Annotated in this window: 24 protein-coding genes; 17 read left to right on the forward strand and 7 right to left on the reverse strand. The window is 73.7% G+C overall.

Annotated features, from left to right (window positions below; all coding sequences use genetic code 11):
• Nucleotides 1–906, reverse strand: coding sequence for an NAD-dependent epimerase/dehydratase family protein (locus Q7T67_RS15405; RefSeq protein WP_304791487.1), 906 nt, complete (start codon nucleotides 904–906; stop codon nucleotides 1–3).
• Between the two features lie 94 nt (nucleotides 907–1,000).
• On the opposite strand from Q7T67_RS15405, the gene Q7T67_RS15410 reads away from it, so the two are divergent.
• From Q7T67_RS15410 to Q7T67_RS15420, 3 genes are all read left to right on the forward strand, one after another.
• Nucleotides 1,001–1,579: a TetR/AcrR family transcriptional regulator gene (locus tag Q7T67_RS15410; RefSeq protein WP_304791490.1), complete on the forward strand. Its 579-nt coding sequence runs from the start codon at nucleotides 1,001–1,003 to the stop codon at nucleotides 1,577–1,579.
• Nucleotides 1,580–1,967: 388 nt separating this feature from the next.
• A complete protein-coding gene (locus tag Q7T67_RS15415) occupies nucleotides 1,968–2,801 on the forward strand; it encodes an NmrA family NAD(P)-binding protein (RefSeq protein ID WP_304791493.1) in 834 nt (277 codons plus the stop codon).
• Nucleotides 2,801–3,487 carry a YoaK family protein gene (locus tag Q7T67_RS15420; protein ID WP_304791495.1) on the forward strand — a complete coding sequence of 229 codons (687 nt, stop codon included), beginning with the start codon at nucleotides 2,801–2,803 and terminating at the stop codon, nucleotides 3,485–3,487. Before Q7T67_RS15415 ends, Q7T67_RS15420 begins: the two co-directional genes overlap by 1 nt.
• A 53-nt stretch (nucleotides 3,488–3,540) precedes the next feature.
• On the opposite strand, the gene Q7T67_RS15425 is transcribed toward Q7T67_RS15420, so the two are convergent.
• Nucleotides 3,541–4,206 (reverse strand): hypothetical protein, encoded by a 666-nt coding sequence (locus tag Q7T67_RS15425; RefSeq protein ID WP_304791498.1) that lies wholly within the window; start codon nucleotides 4,204–4,206, stop codon nucleotides 3,541–3,543.
• Nucleotides 4,207–4,364: 158 nt separating this feature from the next.
• On the opposite strand from Q7T67_RS15425, the gene Q7T67_RS15430 reads away from it, so the two are divergent.
• Nucleotides 4,365–5,396 (forward strand): hypothetical protein, encoded by a 1,032-nt coding sequence (locus tag Q7T67_RS15430; protein WP_304791501.1) that lies wholly within the window; start codon nucleotides 4,365–4,367, stop codon nucleotides 5,394–5,396.
• Between the two features lie 168 nt (nucleotides 5,397–5,564).
• Here Q7T67_RS15430 and Q7T67_RS15435 read toward each other — a convergent pair whose 3' ends face one another.
• Together Q7T67_RS15435 and Q7T67_RS15440 are read right to left on the reverse strand one after the other, a co-directional pair.
• Nucleotides 5,565–8,084 carry a P-loop ATPase, Sll1717 family gene (locus Q7T67_RS15435; RefSeq protein WP_304791504.1) on the reverse strand — a complete coding sequence of 840 codons (2,520 nt, stop codon included), beginning with the start codon at nucleotides 8,082–8,084 and terminating at the stop codon, nucleotides 5,565–5,567.
• Nucleotides 8,081–8,491, reverse strand: coding sequence for a hypothetical protein (locus Q7T67_RS15440; protein WP_304791507.1), 411 nt, complete (start codon nucleotides 8,489–8,491; stop codon nucleotides 8,081–8,083). Before Q7T67_RS15440 ends, Q7T67_RS15435 begins: the two co-directional genes overlap by 4 nt.
• Before the next feature lie 152 nt (nucleotides 8,492–8,643).
• Here Q7T67_RS15440 and Q7T67_RS15445 point away from each other — a divergent pair, with 152 nt between their 5' ends.
• Together Q7T67_RS15445 and Q7T67_RS15450 are read left to right on the forward strand one after the other, a co-directional pair.
• Nucleotides 8,644–11,025, forward strand: coding sequence for a molybdopterin-dependent oxidoreductase (locus Q7T67_RS15445; RefSeq protein ID WP_304791510.1), 2,382 nt, complete (start codon nucleotides 8,644–8,646; stop codon nucleotides 11,023–11,025).
• 63 nt (nucleotides 11,026–11,088) lie between these two features.
• On the forward strand, nucleotides 11,089–11,688 hold the full coding sequence (locus Q7T67_RS15450; RefSeq protein ID WP_304791514.1) for a hypothetical protein: 600 nt from the start codon (nucleotides 11,089–11,091) through the stop codon (nucleotides 11,686–11,688).
• Between the two features lie 8 nt (nucleotides 11,689–11,696).
• Here the strand turns inward: Q7T67_RS15450 and Q7T67_RS15455 are convergent, their stop codons facing one another.
• Nucleotides 11,697–12,746, reverse strand: coding sequence for an NADP-dependent oxidoreductase (locus Q7T67_RS15455; RefSeq protein ID WP_304791517.1), 1,050 nt, complete (start codon nucleotides 12,744–12,746; stop codon nucleotides 11,697–11,699).
• Nucleotides 12,747–12,842: 96 nt separating this feature from the next.
• On the opposite strand from Q7T67_RS15455, the gene Q7T67_RS15460 reads away from it, so the two are divergent.
• The 6 genes from Q7T67_RS15460 (at nucleotide 12,843) to Q7T67_RS15485 (ending at nucleotide 17,314) form a co-directional block, all read left to right on the forward strand.
• Nucleotides 12,843–13,214 (forward strand): DoxX family protein, encoded by a 372-nt coding sequence (locus Q7T67_RS15460; protein WP_304791520.1) that lies wholly within the window; start codon nucleotides 12,843–12,845, stop codon nucleotides 13,212–13,214.
• Nucleotides 13,215–13,373: 159 nt separating this feature from the next.
• On the forward strand, nucleotides 13,374–13,943 hold the full coding sequence (locus tag Q7T67_RS15465) for a TetR/AcrR family transcriptional regulator (protein WP_304791523.1): 570 nt from the start codon (nucleotides 13,374–13,376) through the stop codon (nucleotides 13,941–13,943).
• Between the two features lie 119 nt (nucleotides 13,944–14,062).
• A complete protein-coding gene (locus tag Q7T67_RS15470; protein ID WP_304791527.1) occupies nucleotides 14,063–14,389 on the forward strand; it encodes a hypothetical protein in 327 nt (108 codons plus the stop codon).
• A gap of 80 nt (nucleotides 14,390–14,469) precedes the next feature.
• Nucleotides 14,470–15,717 carry an MFS transporter gene (locus tag Q7T67_RS15475; protein ID WP_304791530.1) on the forward strand — a complete coding sequence of 416 codons (1,248 nt, stop codon included), beginning with the start codon at nucleotides 14,470–14,472 and terminating at the stop codon, nucleotides 15,715–15,717.
• A gap of 142 nt (nucleotides 15,718–15,859) precedes the next feature.
• Nucleotides 15,860–16,636 (forward strand): cobalt ECF transporter T component CbiQ, encoded by a 777-nt coding sequence (gene cbiQ / locus Q7T67_RS15480; RefSeq protein WP_304791533.1) that lies wholly within the window; start codon nucleotides 15,860–15,862, stop codon nucleotides 16,634–16,636.
• A gap of 66 nt (nucleotides 16,637–16,702) precedes the next feature.
• Entirely contained in the window at nucleotides 16,703–17,314 is a 612-nt protein-coding gene (locus Q7T67_RS15485) for a GNAT family N-acetyltransferase (protein ID WP_304791536.1), read from the forward strand.
• Between the two features lie 23 nt (nucleotides 17,315–17,337).
• Here Q7T67_RS15485 and Q7T67_RS15490 read toward each other — a convergent pair whose 3' ends face one another.
• Complete coding sequence (locus Q7T67_RS15490) at nucleotides 17,338–17,718, reverse strand: hypothetical protein (protein ID WP_304791538.1); 381 nt, start codon at nucleotides 17,716–17,718, stop codon at nucleotides 17,338–17,340.
• A gap of 205 nt (nucleotides 17,719–17,923) precedes the next feature.
• Between Q7T67_RS15490 and Q7T67_RS15495 the strand changes: the two genes are divergently transcribed.
• Both Q7T67_RS15495 and Q7T67_RS15500 read left to right on the forward strand, forming a co-directional pair.
• Entirely contained in the window at nucleotides 17,924–19,123 is a 1,200-nt protein-coding gene (locus tag Q7T67_RS15495; RefSeq protein ID WP_304791541.1) for a lipid-transfer protein, read from the forward strand.
• A gap of 62 nt (nucleotides 19,124–19,185) precedes the next feature.
• Entirely contained in the window at nucleotides 19,186–19,797 is a 612-nt protein-coding gene (locus Q7T67_RS15500) for a TetR/AcrR family transcriptional regulator (protein ID WP_304791544.1), read from the forward strand.
• A 108-nt stretch (nucleotides 19,798–19,905) separates the two neighbouring features.
• Here the strand turns inward: Q7T67_RS15500 and Q7T67_RS15505 are convergent, their stop codons facing one another.
• Nucleotides 19,906–20,736, reverse strand: coding sequence for a metallophosphoesterase (locus Q7T67_RS15505; RefSeq protein ID WP_304791548.1), 831 nt, complete (start codon nucleotides 20,734–20,736; stop codon nucleotides 19,906–19,908).
• A 320-nt stretch (nucleotides 20,737–21,056) separates the two neighbouring features.
• Here Q7T67_RS15505 and rpiA point away from each other — a divergent pair, with 320 nt between their 5' ends.
• The 3 genes from rpiA to fdhD all read left to right on the forward strand — a co-directional run bounded on the left by rpiA (nucleotide 21,057) and on the right by fdhD (nucleotide 23,294).
• Nucleotides 21,057–21,704, forward strand: coding sequence for a ribose 5-phosphate isomerase A (gene rpiA / locus Q7T67_RS15510; RefSeq protein WP_304791551.1), 648 nt, complete (start codon nucleotides 21,057–21,059; stop codon nucleotides 21,702–21,704).
• Between the two features lie 34 nt (nucleotides 21,705–21,738).
• Complete coding sequence (locus tag Q7T67_RS15515) at nucleotides 21,739–22,344, forward strand: dihydrofolate reductase family protein (RefSeq protein WP_304791554.1); 606 nt, start codon at nucleotides 21,739–21,741, stop codon at nucleotides 22,342–22,344.
• A 110-nt stretch (nucleotides 22,345–22,454) separates the two neighbouring features.
• A complete protein-coding gene (gene fdhD, locus Q7T67_RS15520) occupies nucleotides 22,455–23,294 on the forward strand; it encodes a formate dehydrogenase accessory sulfurtransferase FdhD (RefSeq protein ID WP_304791557.1) in 840 nt (279 codons plus the stop codon).
• Nucleotides 23,295–23,329 lie beyond the last annotated feature (35 nt).

The raw sequence follows: 23,329 nt of genomic DNA on the forward strand, positions 1-23,329 counted from the left end.
TCAGCCGACGCGGACCTCGGCCTCGCCGGGCTGCAGCAGCTCGAGGTCCGCGAGCAGCCCCGGGTGCGTGGGCTCCCAGCCGAGCGCCTCCCGGGTGTGCGTGCTCGAGGCCGGCTGGTCCATCGCGAAGACCGGCCCGAACGGCCCGAACGCCTCCTCCGGCACGGACTCGACGGGCAGTCCGAGGCGGCGTCCCACGACGGTGGCGATGTCCAGGGCCCGATCGCCCTCGTCGGCGACCGCGTGCCAGGCCGTCCCGGCGGGCGCCGACTCGAGGACCAGGCGGAACAGGACCGCGGCGTCGCGCGCGTGCACGGCCGGCCACCGCTGCTCACCGTCCCCCGGGTATCCGGCGACGCCCGTCCGGCGGGCCGCGTCGGCCAGGAGGCCCGCGAACCCGCCCAGGCCGTCCTCGTGCACCGTTCGCGGCAGGCGGATCGCCGTGCTGCGGACGCCGCGGTCGGCCAGGCCCAGGTGGGCCGCGACGGTGCGGGCGCGGCCACCGACCGGACCGTCGGTCGGCAACGGGTCCGCCTCGGTCGAGACCCGGCCCGGGATCCAGGGGGTGCCGGACACCGCCACCAGCGGCCGGTCCGTGCCGACGAGGGCCTCCCCGAGCGCGGCGAGTGCGGCTCCTTCCTCGGCGATGCTCTGCGCCAGGGCCTCGGCGGTTCCGTAGTCCCGGCCGAACGCGAGCGAGACCACGCCGTCGGTCCGGGCCGCGCCCTCCCGCAGGACGTCGAGATCGGCGATCGAGCCGCGGAGGACCTCGGCTCCCGCGCGCTCCAGGGTCTCCGCGGAGGACGCGGAGCGGGCGATGGCGAGGACGGTGTGGCCGTGGGCCAGGAGCTCGGAGACGACCGGCGTGCCGATGGTGCCGGTGCCGCCGGTGACGAAGACGTGCATGGTGATCCTTCGAGTGATGGGACTCTTATCCCGTCGACCGTAGCACCTGACGGGACACATGTCCCATCACCGACCCCCGCCTATCATCGACCGCATGGCCCGCTGGCGACCCGGAGCACGTGAGCGACTCGTCGTCGCGGCCGTCGACCTCTTCGTGGAGCAGGGATACGACGCGACGACGGTGACCGAGATCGCGGAGCGCGCCGGCGTCACGAAGAGCACCTTCTTCCGGCACTTCCCGGACAAGCGCGAGCTGCTCGTCGCGGGCCAGGACACCCTGAGCCGCCTGCTCGCCGACGGGATCGCGGAGGCCCCGCCCGGGGCGAGACCGCTGGAGGCCGTCGCAGCGGGCCTGGAGCGGGCGTCGAGCACCATGGGGCCGGCCAACCGCGAGCTCGGCCCCCGGATCCGGGCCGCCGTCGCGGCCAGCACGGAGCTGCAGGAGCGCGACGCGCTGAAGAGCGTCGGCCTCGCCGCCGCGATGACGGAGGCCCTCGTCGCACGGGGCGTCCCCGACCCGACGGCGCACCTGGCGGCCGAGCTCGGGGTGCTGGCCTTCAAGCGGGGCTACGCCGCGTGGGCCGAGGGCGAGCGGGACGCGGACGACGACCTCGCGCCGCACGCGCTTCGTGCCCTGGAGGAGCTGCGGGCGGCGAGCGCCACGCTCGGCTGACCGGGGGCGCGCCGCTCGGCGGCCCGGGGGCGACGCAGGTTCGTGCCGTAGGGCGGCACGCTCCTGCGTCGGCCGACGGTGGGTCCCGAGTGACGCACGTTCGTGCCGTTGGGCGGCACGTCTCTGCGTCGGCAGACGGTGGGTCTCGAGTGACGCAGGTTCGTGCCGTAGGGCGGCACGTCTCCGCGTCGGTCGGCGGCCCGTGTCGAGCGACGCACGTTCGTGCCGCCAGGCGGCACGTTGCCGCTTCGGTCGATGCCGCATGCCCGCCGTTGTAGTTGCGCATGCAACCATCTCGGCGTATGGTGGGGACCCCGACCCGGAGCACCCCCATGCCGCTGCACCCGCACACCGTCCCCACCACCACCGACCGCCGCGCGGCGACGTCGTGAGCGCCGCGGGGACCGTGCTGGTCACCGGTGCCACCGGCACCCAGGGCGGCGCCGTCCTGCGGGGCGTCCTCGACCGCGGGGACCGGCCCGTGGCGGCGCTCGTCCGCGACCCCGCCGCGCCGAAGGCGACCGCGCTGGCCGAGCTCGGCGTCGAGCTGCGCCGCGGCGACCTGTCCGACCCCGCGTCGCTGGCCGCGGCCTTCGCCGGCGTCGACGCGGTCTACGCCGTGACCACGCCGTTCGGCGACGGCCCGGAGGCCGAGGTCGCCCAGGGCGAGGCGATCGTCGCCGCCGCCGAGCAGGCCGGCCTGCCGTGGCTCGTGCTCGCGTCCGTCGCCGCGGCGGACCGCGCGGACGTCCCGCACTTCGTCAGCAAGGCGAGGATCGAGCGACGGCTGGCCGCGTCGAGCGTGCCGTGGACCGTCGTCGCCCCGAGCTACTTCTACGAGAACGTCGCCGGGGCCGCGCGTGCCGCCGCGGAGTCCGGCCGGCTCGCGATGCCGCTGCCCGCCGACGTCCCGCTGCACCAGGTCGCGCTGGCGGACCTGGCCGCGGTCGTCGCGGCCGTCCTGGCCCGGCGCGACGAGCACCTCGGCGTCCGCGTCGAGGTCGCGGGCGACGCACCCACCCCGGCGCAGATGGCCGCCGCGCTGCACGCGTCCTACGAGGAGCAGCCGCTCGCCGAGGTGCGGGCCCGGAGCGCCGACCTCGGCGCGATGTACGCGTTCCTCGCCGGCGAGGGCTACGGCATCGACGTCGCCGCGGTCCGGGCGCGCTACCCCGAGGTGCCCTGGCGGACGTTCGCCTCCTGGGCCGCCGAGCGCGTCTGATGCGCAGGCCGCCCGGCGAGCCCCTGGTGCCGGTGCTCGTGGCCCTGACCGTCGCGACCGGCATGGTCGACGCGGTCAGCTTCCTCGGCCTCGGGCACGTCTTCACGGCGAACATGACCGGCAACGTCGTGTTCCTCGGCTTCGGGCTCTCCGGCGGCCAGGGACTCTCCGTGGCCGGCGCCGCGGTCGCGCTGGCCGCGTTCGCCGCCGGCGCCGTGCTCGGCGGCCGCCTCCACGTCCGGTCCGGGGACGATCCCCGTCGCCGCCTGCACGGCGCCATGTCCGTCGAGGCGGTGCTGATCGCCGTCGCGGCCGCCCTCGCGGTCGGCCTGTCGGTCGGGACGATCGACGGGCGGGGCTACGCGGTCGTCGCCGTCCTGTCGCTCGCGATGGGGGTGCGCAACGCCGTGGTGCGCAAGCTCGGCGTCGCCGACATGACGACGACCGTCCTGACGATGACGGTCACCGGGCTGGGCGCGGACTCCGCGGCGGCCGGCGGCCGTCCGGTCCGGACGGCGCGGCGGCTCCTGTCCGTCGCCGCGATGTTCGCCGGCGCGCTGCTGGGCGGGCTGCTCGTCCTGGGTCCGGGGATGGCCACGGCGCTCGCGGCGGCCGCGGTCCTGGTGACCGCGACGCTGGCGTGGTCCGTGCTGGACCGCCCCGCCCCCGCGCCGGCGGCGGCCTGACGTCGCGACCGACCGGGTCCGGGTTCCCGCGCGGGCCCACCCACCGGCGCCGGTCAGCCCCGCGGCACGTAGGCCGACCAGCCGCGGTCGCCGGGGTCCGGCTCCGGCACCGCGGGCAGGTGGTCCTCCGAGAAGACGACCTGGGCCCGCCGCGCGGCGTCGCGGAGCACGTCGCCGTCGACGTCCAGGCGGGTGACCGGAATGCCGTGCGCCGGCCACTCGCAGACGATCGTCAGCGGGCCCTCGTCGGGGACCGGCCAGACCCAGAGCTCCTGGGCGTAGCGCCCCTCGTTGCCGCCGCCGCCCGCCCCGCGCAGGACGATGCCCGAGGCGGGAGGATCGCCCGGGCCCCGCTCCGTCTCGAGGTTCGTCGCCCGTCGCCCGTCGGCGAACGCCACCCCGATCCGCAGCACCTCGTCGGGCACCGCACCGGGGACGTGCCGGTGGTGGAAGAGCATCGGATCGAGCCCGGAGTCGGGACGGTGCTCGGCCTGCGGACGTGCGAAGGCGACGATCTCGAACCGGAGCCCCTCGGGGTACACCTCCACGGACGGGACGGCGACGGCGACCTCGTCCGTGCGGGCGAGCACCCGCTCGACGGCGACGATCGCGGGGACCACCGCGGGCGGCGGGCCGTGCCACGGCTTCGACCGGTACCGGGGGTGCGGAGGAGGCGCCTGCTCGGGCTCGGCGGGCGGCAGGTCGAAGAACGAGCTCATGGCGGACCCTCGAACGGTCGATGACGGACGTGACGGACCGGTCGACGGTACCCCCACCCCGGTGGGGCGATCGGTCCTCGATCGCCACATGACGCGCGGCGACCCGCCAAGATGATCCGCGCCCGCCAGACCCGACGCCCGCCCGCAGGAGACCCTCGATGACCGACACCACGCCCCGCCGCCGATCACGCCGCCTGCTGCTCGCCGGCGCGACGGCCGCCCTGGCCACCGCCACGCTCGCCGCACCCGCCGGTGCGACGACGTGGGGCATCGCGGACCAGAAGCCCACGACGTTCACCAACCCCGCCTTCACGCAGCTGAAGGACGCCGGGATGAGGACCGCGCGGTACACGATGCGGTTCGACGCGCTCAAGTACCGGAACGACGCCTCGCGGAAGTTCTACGCCGAGCAGGTCGACGCGTGGATGACGGCCGCCCGGGCCGCCGGCGTCCGCCCGCTCGTCACGTTCTGGGTCACCGCCTCGAACTCCTCGGCGCTCAAGCGGTCGATCTCGTCGTCGGCCTACCGCACCGAGTTCAAGCGCTTCCGCGCGGCCTACCCGTTCGTCAAGGACTTCTCGCTCTTCAACGAGCCGAACCTCACCGGGCCGTTCAAGAGCAGGCCCGAGGCGCTCGGCAAGCTCTACAAGGCCGTGAAGAAGGACCTGCGGAGCTGCTCGGGCTGCAACCTGCTCGCCGGCGACCTGCACCTGGAGAACGGCGCGACGACCGCCGCCTACGCCGCGCGCGTGGCCAAGGGCGCGGGCACGAAGGTCGGCCTCTGGGGCATCAACAACTACCACGACGTCAACGACCGGACGACGACCGAGACGGCACGGTTCCTGCGCTCGCCGGCCGTCCGCGGCTCGAAGGTCTGGATCACGGAGTCCGGGGGCGTCTACAGCCGCAAGGCGTCGTCCGAGAAGGGCAGCCCGTTCCTCGCCCAGCGCAAGAAGGCGACGAGCGACGGCGCCCGCGAGAAGTACCAGTACGACGCCACCCGCTACCTGCGCACCATCGCCACGAAGTACCGGTCGCAGATCCAGCGCGGCTACGTCTACCAGCTGCAGTCCGAGCCGCACGCGAACTGGGTCCCCGGCACGCGCAACGGCTCGTGGGACTCCGGTCTGATCGACCCGCGCGGCGTGAAGCGGCGCAGCTTCGACTACGTCCTGAACACGTTCCTGTAAGGGCGGCCGCGTCCGAACCCCGGCACCTCGCGGGCCCAACCACCTTTCGGCCTCGAGTAATTAAAGAAGGATGGGACGTAGAAGGGGCGACCGGGGCCGCTCAAAGAGGAAGTTCCGGGACCGAACGGGGCAGAGCAGATGGAGGGGACGCCTTGACCTGCCCCTCGGCTAAGCAGGGCCTTTCCGACTGACCTTCAGGGCATAGCGGTATAGCTCCGGGACGACCAGCCTTTCCCGGTCTCGAGGATGTGCGGCAACCAACCCCATGAGCTGGGCGACTTCGAGCTGCCCAGGATCACCGTCGGCCGCCAGCCACTCGTCGCGGGTGAACGGCGATTGCTCAAGGGCCCGGAAGACCGGCATGACCTGGTCGACCTCGCTGGCGAACTCGTCACGTACCGCTGTAAGCGCTTCTTGCGAGACAACCTCGCTGAGCACGTCCGCGAAGTCCCGGGCACGCAACGGCGCGGCGTCGTCCGCCGGACGAGACCGAGCACGGTCCGCCAAGACCCGAAAGAGCTGAGCGAGATGCCTCGGCGAGTGATCACCATTGCCGTCCGCGAGCCTGGACCAGACCCACCGGTCAGTGAAGGCGGTCTGCTTACCGCGGACTCGGACACCTACGAGTGCATACCAGAGCACCAAAGTCGCGTCGCCCGACAGCGTGTCGACATCCTCAGGCTTAGTCCCCGTGCTCTTGGCGAAGACACTCGACGTCTGAAGAGCTTGCTTCAGGACGGTCTTGAGGTACTCGTCTTTCTCCCAACTGAGAGTGAGTCGACGCCCGAAGAGGTGCGACTGGTTGACGAAGGAGATCGACCTGACAATGTCGGTCCGAAGGAAAACCGTGAACGTTGCGCGCTGCAGACTGGCCTCGCGGTCCATGAGCAACGGTAGGAGCGAACCGATGGCACGATCGCGCAGCTTTCGATCGCTCGGCCCGTACCCGAACGCAGTGTCGAGGCCGTCGAAGATCAGACGCCGATCAACTGGAAGCGCGTCAAGCGTTTCCGCCATGATCGCCAATGCCCGTAGAGACGGTTCCGGCTCAGACGCGAAATGCCGAACGGCGTCTACGAAACCCGGGACACCGCCGGCCTGCACCTCGCGCAGCACGTTTTCCACGTCGCCGAAACCGACGCCGCCCTGATCGTTCTCGTGCTCCACCGCTCGGAGAGCGATCAACAACGGCCATGACACCTTGAAATCGGGGTCGAACTCGGCCAGGCTCGCCCAGGCCTCACGGGCCGGCCACCACGACTGAGTTCGCAAGCTCTCGGGGGCCGTCACCGCCACGGCGCCCCGCTCATCAAGTAGCCACCGGAAAAGCGTCGTCTTTCCCGTTCCTTTCCTTCCCTCCACGAGCAGCAACCGCGAATCGAGGACCTTCTCGGCATCGTCAGTGCGGACAAACAGGTTGCCGACGTCTTCCTCGACCACGTCGCTGTTGCCCGCCGTGAACCTCAACTTCTTCCGGATGGCGACGACGTCACCAACTGAGCCCGGGACTGAGTCGACTGGATCCAGCCAATCCGCAATGTCCACGTACGGCGCCAAGACCGCGGCGTCCTCGCTGATTTGGTCAGCTTGCGCCACGGCTTCCGAGTAGGAAACAGAACCGAAATCGATGTCAGAGACATCGCCCTCGTCCTGCGAGACCCACTCCGTCGCCCAGCTCTTTGCCCGTTCGACCAGGGCGGCGTTCTCGGTCACCCCAGGCCCGGAGGGCATCGGCGAAGCCACAAAGTGGAGTCTCATCGGTCCACCACGCCTCGCTGTCGCGGTCGCCAGCGTCTCTGAGACCAGCCGGGTCCCCGCGCGTGATTGATCTGAAGGGAAGAACACGATCACAACGTGATCGCTGGCCCCAAGGACAAACGGTGCGTTCGTGTCGGTGTAACCCGTCCTCGAATCAATTATCACCACGTCTGGATCCAGCTGCGATCCAAGAACGTGATCCACAACCATCCGGACCGGATTCCTGTCGCTCAGGGTCCAGCTGTGGACGTTCAGCTCATCGAGCTTGGATAGGTATTCTGCATCAGGCTCTCCGGCGGGTAGAACGTAGAGGTTCTCGAATTGCGGGACCGCCACGACGTAGTCCCGCACGTCCCTTTCGTTTAGCCCTCCCCCGCGCTGCACGTGAGCGAGCAGCTCGACCAGCGGCTTCGAACTTGTCTCGGTGGAGCCTGCAACGCCGAAGGCGTGGTGAATGCCCGGGGCTTCGAGATCGGCGTCCAAAACAACAACTCGGCGTCCCCGCGCCGCCAGAACAGCCGCCGTGTGGGCCAATGCGGTGCTCCGCCCCACTCCCCCTCGGAATGAGTAGAACGTGACGACAACTGGACCCCCCGCGTCGGTACCCGGTTCCTCGGCCACCTCGCGATGTGGACCATTCACCCGCGAAAGCCAGTCCGGGCGCGCCTGGATGGCGTCCCCAAGACGCGCGCCCCACCTTGCGGCGTCGGCAGGGTCGTCGAAGACCTGAACGCTGTCCAAATAGTCCTCGAGTTGCCCCGGAGACGAGGCCAGGACCTCGTCGAAGACTTCCGAGGCGTTCGGGGCCACGATCCAAACGTTCAGCTTTGTCCCGCGCCTCGACGGTGTGATCTCAATCTCCGCGTCACCGCCGAGCAGCTCGGACAGCCGCTTCTCAAATTCGCGAACAAGGAATACGTTGGGCTTCATGTCAAGCGGTATCCAATCTGCTTCGCAATTGACTCCGCCTGAGCGAGACGAAGCTCCGCAGTAGGCCTTGGAACTGGCCTGGTTGAGTACCGCAGCGAGACTTTCCACATCTTCGAGAAGTCCTTTATTTCATCAGCGAGCTGATCGGGATACGCCAGAGCGGCTGCGATCACTACAAGATCGTGAATCCACATGGCTTCGAACAAAGTGCTGTCGGTGTGTTTCTTCCAGCCGCCGATCGCGGCCAGTTCTTGGGCCAATTCGGCTTTCAACATGCATTCGATGCCGTACCCGGACAGATACACCGTCCCAGCCCAGCGCTTCTCGCTGCAGAGTTTCGCGGCATCCATCAAACGGTGTGTCGCGGCGACCTTGTATTGCCATTGCGACAGAACCTTTCTCCCCATCCAACGAATCTAGTGGCTGGCCCGCCTCTGATGGCTCGAACCACTGTCGTCTTCTGCCGCGCCGTCCACGGCCGTGGACGACCGCGGGACCCGGGAGTAGGCTGGCGCCCGCCGGGCGCCCGCCCTCCCTCCCGCGGCGCCCCGGCCCCCTCATGACCCAGCGCACCGCGTACCGGACCTGCCCGCTCTGCGAGGCCACCTGTGGCCTCGAGCTGACCGTCGAGGACGGGAGGGCGACGAAGGTCCGCGGCGACCGGCGCGACGTCTTCTCCCACGGGTTCCTCTGCCCGAAGGGCGTCGCGGTCACCGAGCTGCACGACGATCCCGACCGGCTGCGCCAGCCGTTGATCCGCCGCGGCGACCGGCTCGTGGAGTGCACCTGGGACGAGGCCTTCGCCGAGGTCGACCGGCTGCTCACGCCGCTGCTCGAGGAGCACGGCCGCGACGCCTGCGGCATCTACCTCGGCAACCCCGTCGCCCACGCGCCGGGCGCCACGATCTACGCCCCGGTGCTGGCCAAGGCGCTGCGCTCGAAGAACGTCTTCAGCGCCTCGACGCTGGACCAGATGCCCAAGCACGTCTCGGTCGGCGCCATGTTCGGGACGGCGCTCTCGATCCCGATCCCCGACCTGGACCGCACCGAGCACCTGCTGATCCTCGGGGCCAACCCGCTGGCGTCCAACGGCAGCCTGATGACCGCGCCCAACGCCCGCGGCCGGCTGCGGGCGATCCGGGCCCGCGGGGGACGGGTCGTCGTGGTGGACCCGCGGCGCACCCGCACCGCCGAGGAGGCCGACGAGCACGTCCGGATCCGCCCCGGGGGCGACGCGCTGCTCCTGATCGCGATGGTCCACGTGCTCTTCGACGAGGGGTTGACGCGCCCGGGTCGGCTGGCCGCCTTCACCGACGGGATCGCCGAGGTGGAGGACGCCGCACGCCCGTTCGCGCCCGAGCGCGTCGCCGAGCACTGCGGCGTGCCGGCCGCCGACATCCGGCGCCTGGCGCGCGACCTGGCCACCGCCCCGACGGCCGCGGTCTACGGGCGCATCGGCACCTGCACCGTCCCGTTCGGCACCGTCACCTCGTGGCTGGTCGACGTCCTGAACGTGCTGACCGGCAACCTCGACCGACCCGGCGGCGCGCTCCTGACCACGCCCGCCACCGGCGCGGCGCACACGCGCGGCGAGCCCGGCCGCGGGAGCGGCATGCGCACCGGACGCTGGCACAGCCGCGTCCGGTCGCTGCCCGAGGCGATGGGCGAGCTGCCGACCTCGACGATGACCGACGAGATCGAGACCCCGGGCGAGGGCCAGATCCGGGCGCTGATCACCGTCGCGGGCAACCCCGCGCGCTCGGCCCCGGACTCCGACCGGCTCGACGCCGCGCTGGCCGGGCTCGACGCGCTGATCTGCGTCGACATCTACCGCAACGAGACGACCCGCCACGCCCACGTCGTGCTGCCGCCCCCGTCGGTGCTGCAGCGCGCGCACTACGACGTCGTCTTCACGCGCCTGGCGGTCCGCAACGTCGCCAACTGGTCGCCGCCGGTGCTGCCGATGGACGACGGCGCGCTCGACGAGTGGGAGATCCTCCTGCGCCTCGTCGGCGTCGTCACGGGCCAGGGCCCGCGGGCGGACGTCGCCGCGGTCGACCGCTTCATCGCGCTGGAGGCCGCGCGCCGCGAGGCCTCCGTCGCCACCTCGCCCGTCGCCGGCCGCGAGCCCGAGGAGATCGTCGACGCGCTCGTGGACGCCGCCGGGACGCCCCGCGTCGGACCGGCCCGGCTGATCGACCTCATGCTCCGCACGGGGCCGTACGGGCACGGTCTGGCCGACGGCTACGTGCCGTCGCCCGAGCCGGCCGGGGTCGACCCCTCCCCGGAGGCCGTCCCGGCCGCCGCGGAGCGCCACGACGTCGACACGACGCTCGCGGCGATCCGCGATCACGGCCTGACCCTCGCCGCGCTGGAGGCCGCCCCGCACGGGGTCGACCTCGGCGCCCTGCGGCCGTCGCTGCCCGATGCGCTGCGCACGCCCAGCGGCTCGATCGAGCTGGCGCCCGAGGCGTTCCTCGACGACCTGCCGCGCCTCCTGGCGACCCTCGACGAGCCCGTCGACCACGACGCGCTCGTCCTCGTCGGCCGCCGTCACCTGCGCTCGAACAACTCGTGGATGCACAACCTGCCGCTGCTGACCGGCGGCCCCGAGCCGTGCACCCTGCAGCTGCACCCCGACGACGCGGCACGGCTGGGGATCGTCGACGGCGCGACGGTGACGATCGCCTCCCGGGCCGGCGAGGTGCAGGCGCCCGCCGAGCTGACCGACGCGATCCGCCCCGGCGTCGTCTCGCTCCCGCACGGCTGGGGTCACGACGCCGACGGCGCCCGGCTCGCCGTCGCGGGGCTGCGTCCCGGCACGAACTCCAACGTGCTGACGGACGACTCCCAGGTCGACCCGCTCTCGGGGACCGCGGTCCTCAACGGCATCCCGGTCACCGTCCGGGCGGCCACGCGCGAGCCGGTCCCGGCCGACTGACGCCGGCCACGCGCGATCGCCCGCTCCCATCCGGGCGACGCGCGGCGGTCGTACCCTCGGACGATGGGCTTCTTCCCGACCGAGCCGCCCGAGCCGCGCACCGAGGAGCACGACGAGGCGTGGCAGGCCTACGCGCGCTTCGAGGGCCACACGGTGCCCGGGGCCGTCCCCGAGCCGATCGTCGTCGCCGCCACGCCGCTGGTCACCGTGATCGCCACGCTGACCGTGAGCGAGGACGCGCTCGGGGTCACGTGGCACACGATCGCGCGCCGCGTCCCGACCGGTCCGGCGGCCGACCAGCTCGCGCTGCGCGAGGTCGCCCGCGACGGACCGCTGCCCGACGAGTTCCTGCGCCTGGGCGTCGCCTACGCGGACGGCCGCTCGGCCACGAACCTGCCGTGGGAGGACGACGACGAGGTCGACGACGACGAGCGGGACCCCGACCGCCTGAGCTGGCGGATGCGGGGCGGCAGCGGCACCCCGACCGTGTCGACGTCCGCCGTCGTCGTCTCCCCCGGTCCCGACGACGGACCGGTCACCCTCGTCTGCGAGTGGCCGGCCCTCGGCGTCGGGGAGCACCGCGCGACGGTCCCGCCCGACGTCCTCGACCGCGCCCGGCTGCTGGCGATCTCGGTCGAGCCGATCGAGGACGACGAGGGGTAGCTCGTCGCCTACGGGACGAGGACGATCTTGCCGCGGCGGCCGGGCTCCTCGACCGTGCGGTGGGCCTCCGCGGCGTCCGACAGCGGCAGCGTGTGGCTGACGCGCGTCAGCAGCCCACCGGTGGCGACGCCCTCGATCAGCCGCTCGAGGTTGGCGGTGTCCTCCTCGATCAGCATCGGCCGCTGGGCGATCTCGCGCCCCGGCTCGGCCTTGATCGGGCGGGTCGTGACGATCGTGCCGCCGTCGGCGACGGCCGGGAAGACCGCCTCGCCGAGCGGCACCAGGTCGAGCACCCAGGTGAACGTGCCCACGGACGCCAGGTCGGCGTCGCGCGGCAGGACGCGGGCGGCGCCGAGCTCGCGGACCCAGTCCTCGTCGTCCGTGCCGGCCTGGGCCACGACGCGCAGGCCCTGGGCGACGGCGAGCTGCACCGCGAAGGACCCGACCGCGCCCGACGCGCCGGTGATCAGGACCTCGGAGCCCTCCGGCGCACCGAGGTGACCGATGCACTGCTCGGCCGTCAGGGCGTTGAGCGGGACCGTCGACGCGTCGACCGCCGAGAGCGTCTCCGGGCGGCGCACGAGCCAGCGCGCCTCGAGCAGCACGAGCTCCTGGTAGGCGCCGTACTGCGCGCCGGCGGCGTACCACGGGATCATGCCGACGACCTCGTCACCGGGGCCGAACGCCGGCGTGCCCGGGTCGGCGTCGGCGGCCAGCGCGGCCGGCTCGGGGTCGCCGTCCGCCGGCGTGGTCGTCAGGTCCTCGTCGTCCTGGGCCAGGGGCGACGTGGCGCCGGTCGCGCCCGCGGCCGGCCCGTCGGCGACGCCCTCGCCCACCGCGACGACCGTGCCGGCCAGGTCCCAGCCCAGCACGTACGGCGGGCCCTCGATGCCGAAGCCGGGCGGGTAGAGCCCCTGCCGCGCACCCAGGTCGGTCGGGTTGACGTTCGCGGCGGCCAGCCGCACGACGACCTGGCCGGGTCCCGGCACGGGATCCGGGCGGTCCTCCGCCTTGAGCACCTCGGGGCCGCCGGGCTCGTGGACGACGATCGCCTTCATGGGGGGTTCCTCCTCGTGTGGTTCCCTCCGAACGTACCCGTCCCGCCGCGCGGCCCCGAAGGACACGGATCCCGGCGCACCCGTCACAGTGGACCGATGCGCTCCCTCGTCGTGCTCGCCCGGCCCCTCCTCGCCTACGGCTTCGTCACCGGCGGCGTGCAGGCCCTGAAGAGCCCGGCGGGCCTGGTCGGCATGTCCGAGCGGGTCGGGGTGCCCCAGGCCGGCCGGGTCGTCCCCGTCACCTCGGCGACGATGATCGCCGCCGGCACCGCGATGGCGGTCGGCGTCCGGCCGCGCACGAGCGCCCTGACGCTGGCCGGCTGTCTCGTCGGCTTCACCTACACGCTGCACGGCTTCTGGCGCGAGACCGAGGAGAAGCCGCGCCGCGCCAAGCGCCAGGCCTTCGTCACCAACGCCGGCACGCTGGGCGGGCTGCTCGCCGTCGCTGCGGCCTCGTCGCGGGACTGAACGACCTCGGGGACCGGCCCCCGGGCGCGCACCCCGCGGCCCGACCTCCGGCGGTGCGGCGGGCGGGCCGCCGCGGACGCCGGACCGGCCGTCGGGGGATATCCCCCGTATCCGCGCCCGCCTTCCCGGAGGCGCGCCGGTCTGTCGTAGGCTCTCCCCGTGTCCGCCGTCCTCAGCGACCGTCACGAGGAGCTCGCCGACCAGCTCGTCGCGCTGTTCCTGGCCGAGGGCTTCCGGCGCTTCACCCTCGGCGACCTGACCCAGCGGCTGCACTGCTCGAAGAGCACGCTCTACGCCCTGGGCGAGAGCAAGGAGCAGCTCGTCGGCAACGCCGTCGTCCGCTTCTTCCGCGCCGCGACGAGCGAGGTCGAGCGCGCGACCGCCGACGCCGAAGGCTCCGAGGCGAAGGTCGCCGCCTACCTGTCCGCCGTCGCCGACGCCCTGCGGCCCGCGTCGGCCGCCTTCATCGCCGACGTCGCCGCGCACCCCACCGCACGCCGGGCCTACGCCCGCAACACGAAGATCGCCGCCGGCCGGGTCCACGAGCTGATCGACGAGGGCGTCGCCTCGGGCGACTTCCGCGAGGTCCACGCCGCGTTCGTCGCCGACACCGTCGCGAACACCATGCAGCGGATCCAGTCCGGCGACGTGCAGCGCACGACCGGGCTGCGCGACGCGGAGGCCTACGAGGAGCTCGCGCGCCTCGTCCTCCGCGGCGTGCGCTCCTGACCCGCGGCCCGGTCGGCGCCCGACCTCGGGGCGGCCCGTCGAAGAACTTCCCGCAACGTGCGGGAACCGCGTCCGGCGACCCCTGGTTTCCGCCGCGACGCATGCGAACGTGTGTTCGCATGAGACCGGCCGGCAACCGCACCCCCGACCCCGGTCAGGATCGGCTGATGATGGCGCTGCGCGCCCGCAACCCCGACCGCGCGCTCGAGGCCGCGCGGATGATGGGCGACGTCCCGCTGAGCGCCGCGGCGCAGATCACGTCGCTGCTCGCCGAGCGCGACGACCCGCGCTACGACGTGGCCGCCGCCCGCCTCGCCGCCCGCCTGACGCTCGAGCGGCGCCTGGGCCTGGAGGACGCCGACACCGTGCTGACCAGCGTGGCGCGCCTGCCCGACGAGGAGGCGCTGTCGCAGCTCCTGGGCTACTGCCGGCGGGCGGTGCCGTAGGGGGGCGACGGGTCGACGGCTCCACGTGACGCACGCCGCCCGCCACGGAGCCCCCGCCAAAAAGGTTGTACGATCAAACAGTGTCGCCCGCCGTCCCTCCATCCGCCGACGAGGACCTGCGGCTGCGCCGGGGGACCGTCGGCTACCGGCGGCTGTCGATCGCGATGTTCGCGGCGGGCCTGGCGACGTTCGCGCTGCTCTACACGACGCAGCCGCTGCTGCCGCTGCTGTCGCGCGAGCTCGGCGTCAGCCCGGCCACGTCGAGCCTGACGCTCGCCGCGACCAGCCTGGGCATCGTGGTCGCGCTGCTCCCCGCCGGCTGGCTGTCGGACGTCTGGGGCCGGACCCGCGTGATGAAGCTGTCGCTCGTCGGGTCGGCGGGCCTGATCATCGTCGCGGCGGCGGCCCCGAGCTTCGAGACCCTCGTCGCGCTCCGCTTCCTGCAGGGCGTCGCGCTGGCGGGCCTGCCCGCGGTGGCGATGGCCTACCTCGTCGAGGAGGTCCACCCGCAGTCGCTCGGCGCCTCGATCGGGCTGTACATCGGCGGCAACGCGATCGGCGGGATGGCCGGACGTCTCGTCGGCGGGGCGTTCGCGGACGTCGGCGGTTGGCGCGTCTCGCTGCTCGGCGTCGGGCTGATCAGCCTGGCGTGCACCGCGGTCTTCCTGCGCCTGGTCCCCCGCTCCCGGCACTTCGCGCCGCACCCGTTCGCGATGCGGGCCACGCTCACGAGCCTCCGGGCGCACCTGCGCGACCGCGGTCAGCTGCGCCTCGACGCGATGGCCGCGCTGCTGATGGGCACGTTCGTCGCGGTCTTCAACGGCCTGAGCTTCCGCCTGGAGGACGCGCCCTACGGCCTGGGCGAGACCGCGATCGCCGCCGTCTTCCTCGTCTACCCGCTCGGCTCGCTGAGCTCCGCCGTCGCCGGGCGCCTCGCCGACCGGATCGGCCGCCGCGCGGTCCTGCCCGTCGGCGTGCTGATCGCCGGCGCCGGGCTGGCGATCACCCTGCTGCGCCCGCTGCCGCTGATCATCCTCGGCATCGCGATCCTGACCATCGGCTTCTTCGCCGCCCACTCCGTGGCGTCGAGCTGGGTCGGGCGCCGGGCGGCCCACGCACCTGCCCAGGCGTCGGCGCTCTACCTGCTGGCGTACTACCTGGGCGCGTCGATCGCGGGTCCGCTGGGCGGCAACGCCTGGGACGCCGGCGGCTGGAACGAGGTCGTCCTGGTGGGCGCGGTCCTGCTCGGCCTCGCCTTCGTCGTCTCGCTCCGCCTGCGGGGCACCCCGCCGCTGCGGCCGACGGTCGAGCACCCCGTCGTCGTCTGAGGACGGGTCGGCCCGTCCGACCGGCGGGCGGTCCGGCCCGACGCCGCGTCCCGCCGTCCGGCGACACGCCCCGCCCGACGAGCGGGTCCCACGGGGTGCTCCGCTACCGTCCTGCACCGATGCCCGTCGACCCCGACCAGCCGTGAGCGGCGCCGCGCACGGCGGCAACGAGGAGCTGCTCGGCCTCGACACGCCGCTGCACCGCCTGCCGCCGCAGACGAAGGTCGCCGCGCTCGGCGGCTTCGCCCTGGCGGTCGCGCTGACGCCGACCCACGCGGTCTGGGCGTTCGCGCTGCACCTCGCCCTGATCATGGCCGCGTCGACCGTCGCGCAGATCCCGCCGGGCGACCTGCTGCGGCGCCTGGTGATCGAGGTGCCGTTCGTGCTCTTCGTCGTGGTGCTGCCGTTCGTCGCGACCGGCGAGCAGGTCCACGTGCTCGGGGTGCCGCTGGCGATCGACGGCCTGTGGCTCGCGTTCGGGATCGTCGCGAAGGCCTCGCTCGTCCTGCTCGGCACGGCCGTCCTGGCCGCGTGCACCCCGCCGGCGGCGATCCTCGCCGGGGCCGAGCGCCTGCACGCCCCGCGGGTGATGACCGCCATCGCCGGCTTCGCGATCCGCTACGTCGAGGTGATCCTCGCCGAGCTGCAGCGCATGCGGACCGCCCGGATCGCCCGCGGCGACGACCCGCGGTTCATCTGGCAGGCCCGCGCCGTGATCCGCTCGGCCGGCACGCTGCTGGTGCGCTGCTTCGAGCGTGGCGAGCGCGTCCAGCTGGCGATGGTCAGCCGCGGCTGGGACGGCGGCATCCCCGCCGGCCTCCTGACCGCCCCCGCGACGCGCCTCCAGTGGGCCGGCGCACTGGCGCTCCCGGTGCTCGCGGCGACCACGGTGGTCGCCGCGCGGGTGCTCGTCGGCTGAAGGCCGTGGCCGCCGACGGCGTGCACGGGTGTGCACGCCGCGGGTCCTCGGGGCATGATGCAGGGCATGAGCCTCGTCGCCCGTCTCTCCGACCGGATCCGCTCGACCGTCGACGGACGCCGCGGCGCCGCGCTGCCGGTCCCGCCCGTGGGCTTCACCGACGGCACGATCGCGCTGCGGCAGTGGCGGCCGTCCGACGGCCTGCACCTGGCGACCCTCTGCGACGACGACGAGATCCGCCGGTGGACGTCGGTGCCCCACGACTACCGGACCCACCAGGCCGCGGGCCGGGCGGCGTTCGCCGAGGCCGAGCGGCTCGCGGGCCGGGGCGTCCACCTCGCCGTCACCGACGCCCACGACGCGGTCCTGCTCGGTGCCGTGGACCTCGTCGTCCCGGGCCAGGGGCGCGAGCGTGGCCGGGTGTCGTTCCTGCTCGGCCCCGCCTCCCGCGGCCAGGGCCACGCGACCCGCGCCGTGCGGCTGCTCGACGGCTGGGCGTTCGGCGCGGTCGGCACGTCCGTGCTCGAGATCCGTCCGCAGGCCGACAACGCCGCCGCCGTCGCGGTCGCCGAACGCGCGGGGTTCGCCGCCGAGACGAGCGCCGGCCCGGGGGCCGACGGCCGCCTCACGTTCGTCCGCCACGCCGGGGACCCGACCCCGGCGGCGCCCCAGGGCTGACCGGGCGGCGGCCGCGCCGCCCCTCAGGCCTGCAGCCCGGCGACCGCCGCCCCGACGGTCGCGATGCTCATCGCCGAGAACGACAGCACCGTGACCACGCGGTAGGCGAGGGTGTCGGCGATCGACTCGCGCCACGCCAGCGGGAGGAACAGGGCCGGGTTGACGATCGTGCCGACGATCAGCAGGACGCGGTTCCAGGTGGCCAGATCCGGCAGCGCCGTGCCGACGGCGATCAGGATGACGCCCATCACGATGAAGTCGATGTGGGCCTGCAGGAGCCGGCGTGGGCTCTGCACGCCGGCCCGGCGCAGGACGTCCGGGAAGGCGACCTTGAGCATCACGGCCCAGCCGGAGAGCGCCCCGACGGCGAGGAGCACGAGACCGACCTGGACGACGACGTTCATCGACGGATCATCACCCACCGCCGCGCTCGCCGCCCGCCCGGTCCGTCCCTCACCGGCAGCCCAGCACCTCCGCCCCGCCCTTGCAGCCCATCCCGCTCGCCCCGGCCGCACCCGGCGCTGGGAGGCCCGCCCCACCAGAATACAATCAGCACCGCAGATTGTTTAGTCGGTACGCTCGTCCCGCACCCGAGAGGAAGACCCCGCGATGAGCAGCGACCGCACGTACGTGATCGGCGTCGGCATGACGACGTTCGACAAGCCCGGGACCAAGGAGGGCGGCTACCCCGAGTGGGCGAAGGAGGCCGGCGAGAAGGCCCTCGCCGACGCCGGGGTCGCCTACGACGCGGTCCAGCAGGCGTTCGTCGGCTACGTCTACGGCGACTCGACCTCGGGGCAGCGCGCGATCTACACCCTCGGGCTGACCGGCATCCCGGTCGTCAACGTCAACAACAACTGCTCGACGGGCTCCTCAGCGCTGTTCCTCGCCCGTCAGGCGGTCAAGCACGGGGTGGTCGACTGCGCCATGGCGCTGGGCTTCGAGCAGATGGAGCGCGGTTCGCTCTCGATGAAGTTCCCCGACCACGCCAACCCGATGGCACCGCACATGGAGGCCATGGCGGCCCTCCGCGCGCCCGAGCAGTCCCCGTTCGCGCCGCAGATGTTCGGCAACGCCGGGCGCGACCACATGGAGCGCTACGGGTCGAAGGCCGAGCACTTCGCGTGGATCGGCTGGAAGAACCACAAGCACTCGGTGAACAACCCCTACGCGCAATTCCAGCAGGAGTACTCGCTGGAGCAGATCAAGGACGCGCGGATGATCCACGAGCCGCTGACGAAGCTCCAGTGCTCCCCGACCTCCGACGGCGCGGCCTGCGCGATCGTCGCCTCGGAGCGCTTCGTCGACGAGCACGACCTGTGGTCGCACGCGGTCGAGATCGCCGGGCAGTCGATGACCACCGACTACGCGTCGTCCTTCGGGGACGAGACGGACTGCATGCGGATCGTCGGCTTCGACATGAGTCAGGAGGCCGCGAGGCAGGCCTACGCCGAGGCCGGCGTCTCCGCCGCCGACGTCGACGTCTGCGAGCTGCACGACTGCTTCTCCGCCAACGAGCTCCTGACCTACGAGGCGCTCGGCTTCGCCGAGGTCGGCCACGGCCATGAGCTCGTCGACGCGCAGGCGACGACCTACGGCGGCTCCGGCCCGCTGGTCAACCCGTCGGGCGGCCTGATCTCGAAGGGCCACCCGCTCGGCGCCACCGGCCTGGCCCAGTGCTCCGAGCTCTGCTGGCAGATCCGCGGGCAGGCGGACGCCCGGCAGCTCGACGGCGCGAAGGTCGGCCTGCAGCACAACATCGGCCTCGGCGGCGCGGCCGTCGTGACCGTGTACCGGCCCGCGGCCTAGGGTTGGCCGCCGTCCGGGCGCCCGGGCCACCCGCGTCGGCGAGGACCGCCGGCGGTACCCCGATGACGACGGACGACCCCCACAAGCCCAAGCAGGAGCGGAGCCTCCGCACCCGCGCCGCACTGCTGGACGCCGCCGTCGAGGAGCTCCTGGCCCGCGGGTACGGGGCGCTCTCGACGGCGTCGGTCGCCCGGCGCGCCGGCGTCTCCCGCGGCGCGCAGCAGCACCACTTCGCCTCGAAGGACGAGCTGCTGATCGAGGCGGTCAGCGAGCTCGCCGCGCGCCGGATGACCGAGCTGCGCGAGGGGATCGCCGCCGACGCCCCGGTCGCCGAGCGGATCGCGCGGACCCTCGACCTGGCGCTCGAGCAGTACGCCGGGCCGCTCTACGCGGCCACGCTCGAGCTCGCCCTGGCCGCCCGGTCCAGCGACGCGCTGCGCGCCGCGATCGCCGACGGCGAGCGCACCGTCGGCCCGCAGATCCAGGCGATGGGCCGCGAGCTCCTGGGCGGCACGGCCCTGGACGACGCCACGATCGACGCCCGGTGGACGACGGCCGTCTCGACCGCCCGCGGATACGCGTCGCTGATCCTCCTGGGCCACCCCGCCGACCGCGTCCGGGCGCAGTGGCGCGCCTCCCGGGACGACGTCGTCGGTCTGCTGCTGCGCCGCTGAGGCGCCCCTCCACCGGGCCGCGGCCGCAGCGCGCCGCGTCGCGTCGCGCCCCGTTGGAGACCGGGGCCGTGGCACCCGGTGCCACGGCCGAGGCCGCGGCACCCGCCGTCAGCCGCGGTCGCCGGCCTCCAGGTCGTCCAGCCACCCGGTCCGCTGGGCGATCGGGTCGTCGTAGACCGCGGTCGGCGCCGAGGAGAGCGGGACGAGCGTCGCGACGACGTCGTCCGAGAAGAGGTCGATGCGCGTGAGCCCGCCGATGTCGTCCCAGGCGCGCATCCTGCCCTCCTCCGGGAGCGGGTCGCTCGTGACGCCCAGCGCCGGCGCCGACCACACCGGGATCCCGGCGAGCATGCCCGCGGCGACGGCGTGGGCGTGCCCGCAGACCATGATCCGCACGTCGGTCCCCTTCACGACGCGGGCGAGGCGGTCGGGATCGCGCAGCCCGATGCGCCCGAGGAGCGGGTGGGCCGTCGGCACCGGCGGGTGGTGGAGCGCCAGCACGGTGCCGTGCTCGGCGGGCTTCGCGAGGACGTCGTCGAGCCACTCGAGCTGCCCCGCCCCGAGCTCGCCGTGCGGCCGACCGGGGACGGTGGTGTCCAGCCCGACGATCCGGACCCCGTCGACCTCGACCGCGCGGTGCAGCGGCTCCCCGTCCAGGATCCCCTCGCGGAACGCGTCGCCCAGGTCGTGGTTGCCGGGGATCGCGATGACGGGCGCCCCGAGCCCCTCCGCGACCGGGTCCACGGCGGCGCGCAGGCGGGCGTAGGACGCCGGGCTGCCGTCGTCGCTGAGGTCGCCCGTCAGCAGCAGCGCGAGCGGGCGCACGCCCGAGATCCGGACGGTGTCCAGGGCCAACGCGAGCCGGACGTCGGCGCCGCTCTCCTCGGCGACCAGGTGGGGATCGGACAGCTGGATGACCGTGCGTTCCGGCGTGCGCATGCGGCGGACGGTAGAGGGCCGGGCGTCGCGACGACTCCCGGACGAACGTCCATCCCGGTGACGCTGTTCACCGCAGACGGATATCGTCGCCGGCGTGGGGTCCCAGATCGGGGGATTCGGCGGCTCCACGTGACGCGCGACCTCCGGCGTCGGTCCATGAGGCACCTTCGGGTGGGACCGACGACGAGAGGGCGCCGACGCCGGGTGAGGCCCGGTCGGAACAGTGCCGGTGGCTCTCCTGGGTCGCCGGCACCGCGTCGTTCCCGGGTCGACGGGGCCGTCCGCACCGGCCCGTGCCGCGCCGGTCTATCGTCCGCGCGATGAGCGACCAGCGGGACCGTCGGGAGAAGGAGGCCGTCGCCCGTTCGGCCGCGGGCCTCGTGACGGACGACCAGCTCGTCGCGCTGGGGTCCGGGTCGACCGTCGCACTCGTCGCGGCGGCGCTCGGGGAGCGCGGGTCGCGGGCCCGCTTCGCCGCGGCCTCCCCCGCCACGGCGCTCGCCGCGACCTCGGCCGGCCTGACGCTCGTCGACGACACCACCACGGCCCGCTACGACCTGGCGATCGACGGGGCCGACGAGGTCGCGGCCGACGGCTGGGCGGTCAAGGGCGGCGGCGGCGCCCACACCCGGGAGCGGATCCTGATCAGCGCGGCGGACCGCTTCGTGTGCGTGGTCGGCGCATCGAAGCTCGTCGACCGCCTGACGTGGCCCGTTCCGCTGGAGCTGCAGCCCTTCGCGCTGGCCTCGACCGTCGAGCGGCTCCCCGGAGTGGTCCTGCGCGACGCCCCGCCGACCGCGGACGGCGGGGTGCTCGCCGACCTCGCCGTCCCCCTCGACGACCCGGCCGCGGTCGCCGCCCGTCTCGACGCGACGCCCGGGATCGTCGACCACGGCCTGTTCGCGCCCGACGTCGTCCGGGAGCTGCTGATCGCCCACGGCGACCACGTGGAGCACCGCCGGCGGTAGCGTGCGCCCACCGACCACGCGCGAAGGGCCACCGATGACGGACACCACCTGCCACATGTCGATCTCGCTCGACGGCTTCGTCGCCGGGCCGGACCAGAGCGTCGAGGACCCGCTCGGCAGACGGGGCAAGGAGATCCACGGCTGGCACATGGGCGACCCGCGCGCCACCGAGGCGAACGAGACCGCGACCGCCCGGCTGATGCGGCCCCGCGGGGCCTACGTGATGGGCCGCAACATGTTCGGGCCGGTCCGCGGTCCGTGGGACGAGGACTGGCAGGGGTGGTGGGGACCGGAGCCGCCGTACCACGCACCGGTCTTCGTCCTGACCCACCACGCCCGCGAGCCGCTGGAGCTGGAGGGCGGGACGACCTTCCACTTCGTCACCGACGGCTTCGACGCCGCCTACGCCCTGGCGCGCGAGACCGCGGGCGACCGCGGCGTGGACATCGCGGGCGGTGCCGCCACGGTCCGCCAGGCGCTGATCGCGGGGGTCGTCGACGAGCTCACCCTCGACGTCGCCCCGGTCCTGCTGGGCGCGGGCGAGCGGATCTTCGACGGCGTCGGGAGCTTCGGGTTCGAGCCGGTCGAGGCGCTGCACTCGCCGTTGGCCACGCACATCACGTACCGCCGGGCGGGCTGAGGGGCCGGCCGGGTCCGCCGCCCCGCGGACCACGTGCGTCGGTCGGCACCGGGGACGGGCTCCCGCCCCGACCCGCGGGGGCGACCGCGTCTCCCGGGTAGCGTGACCGCATGGCCCCGTCGACCTCGACCCGCCGCCGGGTCGCCCGGACGTCCGCCGTGCGGCTGAGCGCGGCCGGTCGCCGGGAGGCGACGGAGCGGCTGATCGGCGAGGAGCCGCTCGAGATCCGCGTCGCCGGACCGGACGGCGTCGTCGGGGCGACCACCGCCACGATGCGGACGCCCGGCCACGACTTCGAGCTGGCCGCCGGCCTGCTGCGTGCCGAGGGCGTGATCGCCGGACCGGGCGACCTGGCCGAGATCCGGTACTGCACCGACGTCGACGTCCAGCAGTACAACGTCGTCACCGTCCACCTGCGCCGACCGCCGCGCCGCGAGCTGGCCGCGCGCAGCCTGATGGCGACCGCGAGCTGCGGCGTCTGCGGGACCGCCTCGATCGACGAGCTCTGCGACCGGGTCCCGGTCGTCGGCGGCACCACCTCGATCGACGCCGCGGTCCTCGCGGGCCTGCCCGACCTGCTGCGGGAGGAGCAGTCGCTCTTCGCGGAGACCGGGGGCAACCACGGGGCCGGGGTCTTCCGCGCCGACGGCTCCCCGCTCGTCGTCCGCGAGGACGTCGGGCGGCACAACGCGCTCGACAAGGCCCTCGGGGCGCGACTGCTCGCCGGGACCGACCCGGGCGAGGACGACGTCGTCGTGCTCTCGGGCCGCGTGTCGTTCGAGCTCGTCCAGAAGACCGCTGCGGCCGGCGTACCGATCCTCGTCGCGGTCTCGGCCCCGTCGAGCCTGGCGGTCGAGACGGCGCAGCGCCTCGGCGTCACGCTCGCGGCGTTCGTGCGCGAGGGCCGGGCGACGCTCTACGCCCACCCCGAGCGGGTCGTCGGGCGGTAGCGCGGAGACCCCCGGGGCGGGCCGGCGGGGCGGGC

Origin of the sequence: Patulibacter sp., assembly GCF_030655195.1 — a bacterium.
GTDB lineage: Bacteria > Actinomycetota > Thermoleophilia > Solirubrobacterales > Solirubrobacteraceae > Patulibacter.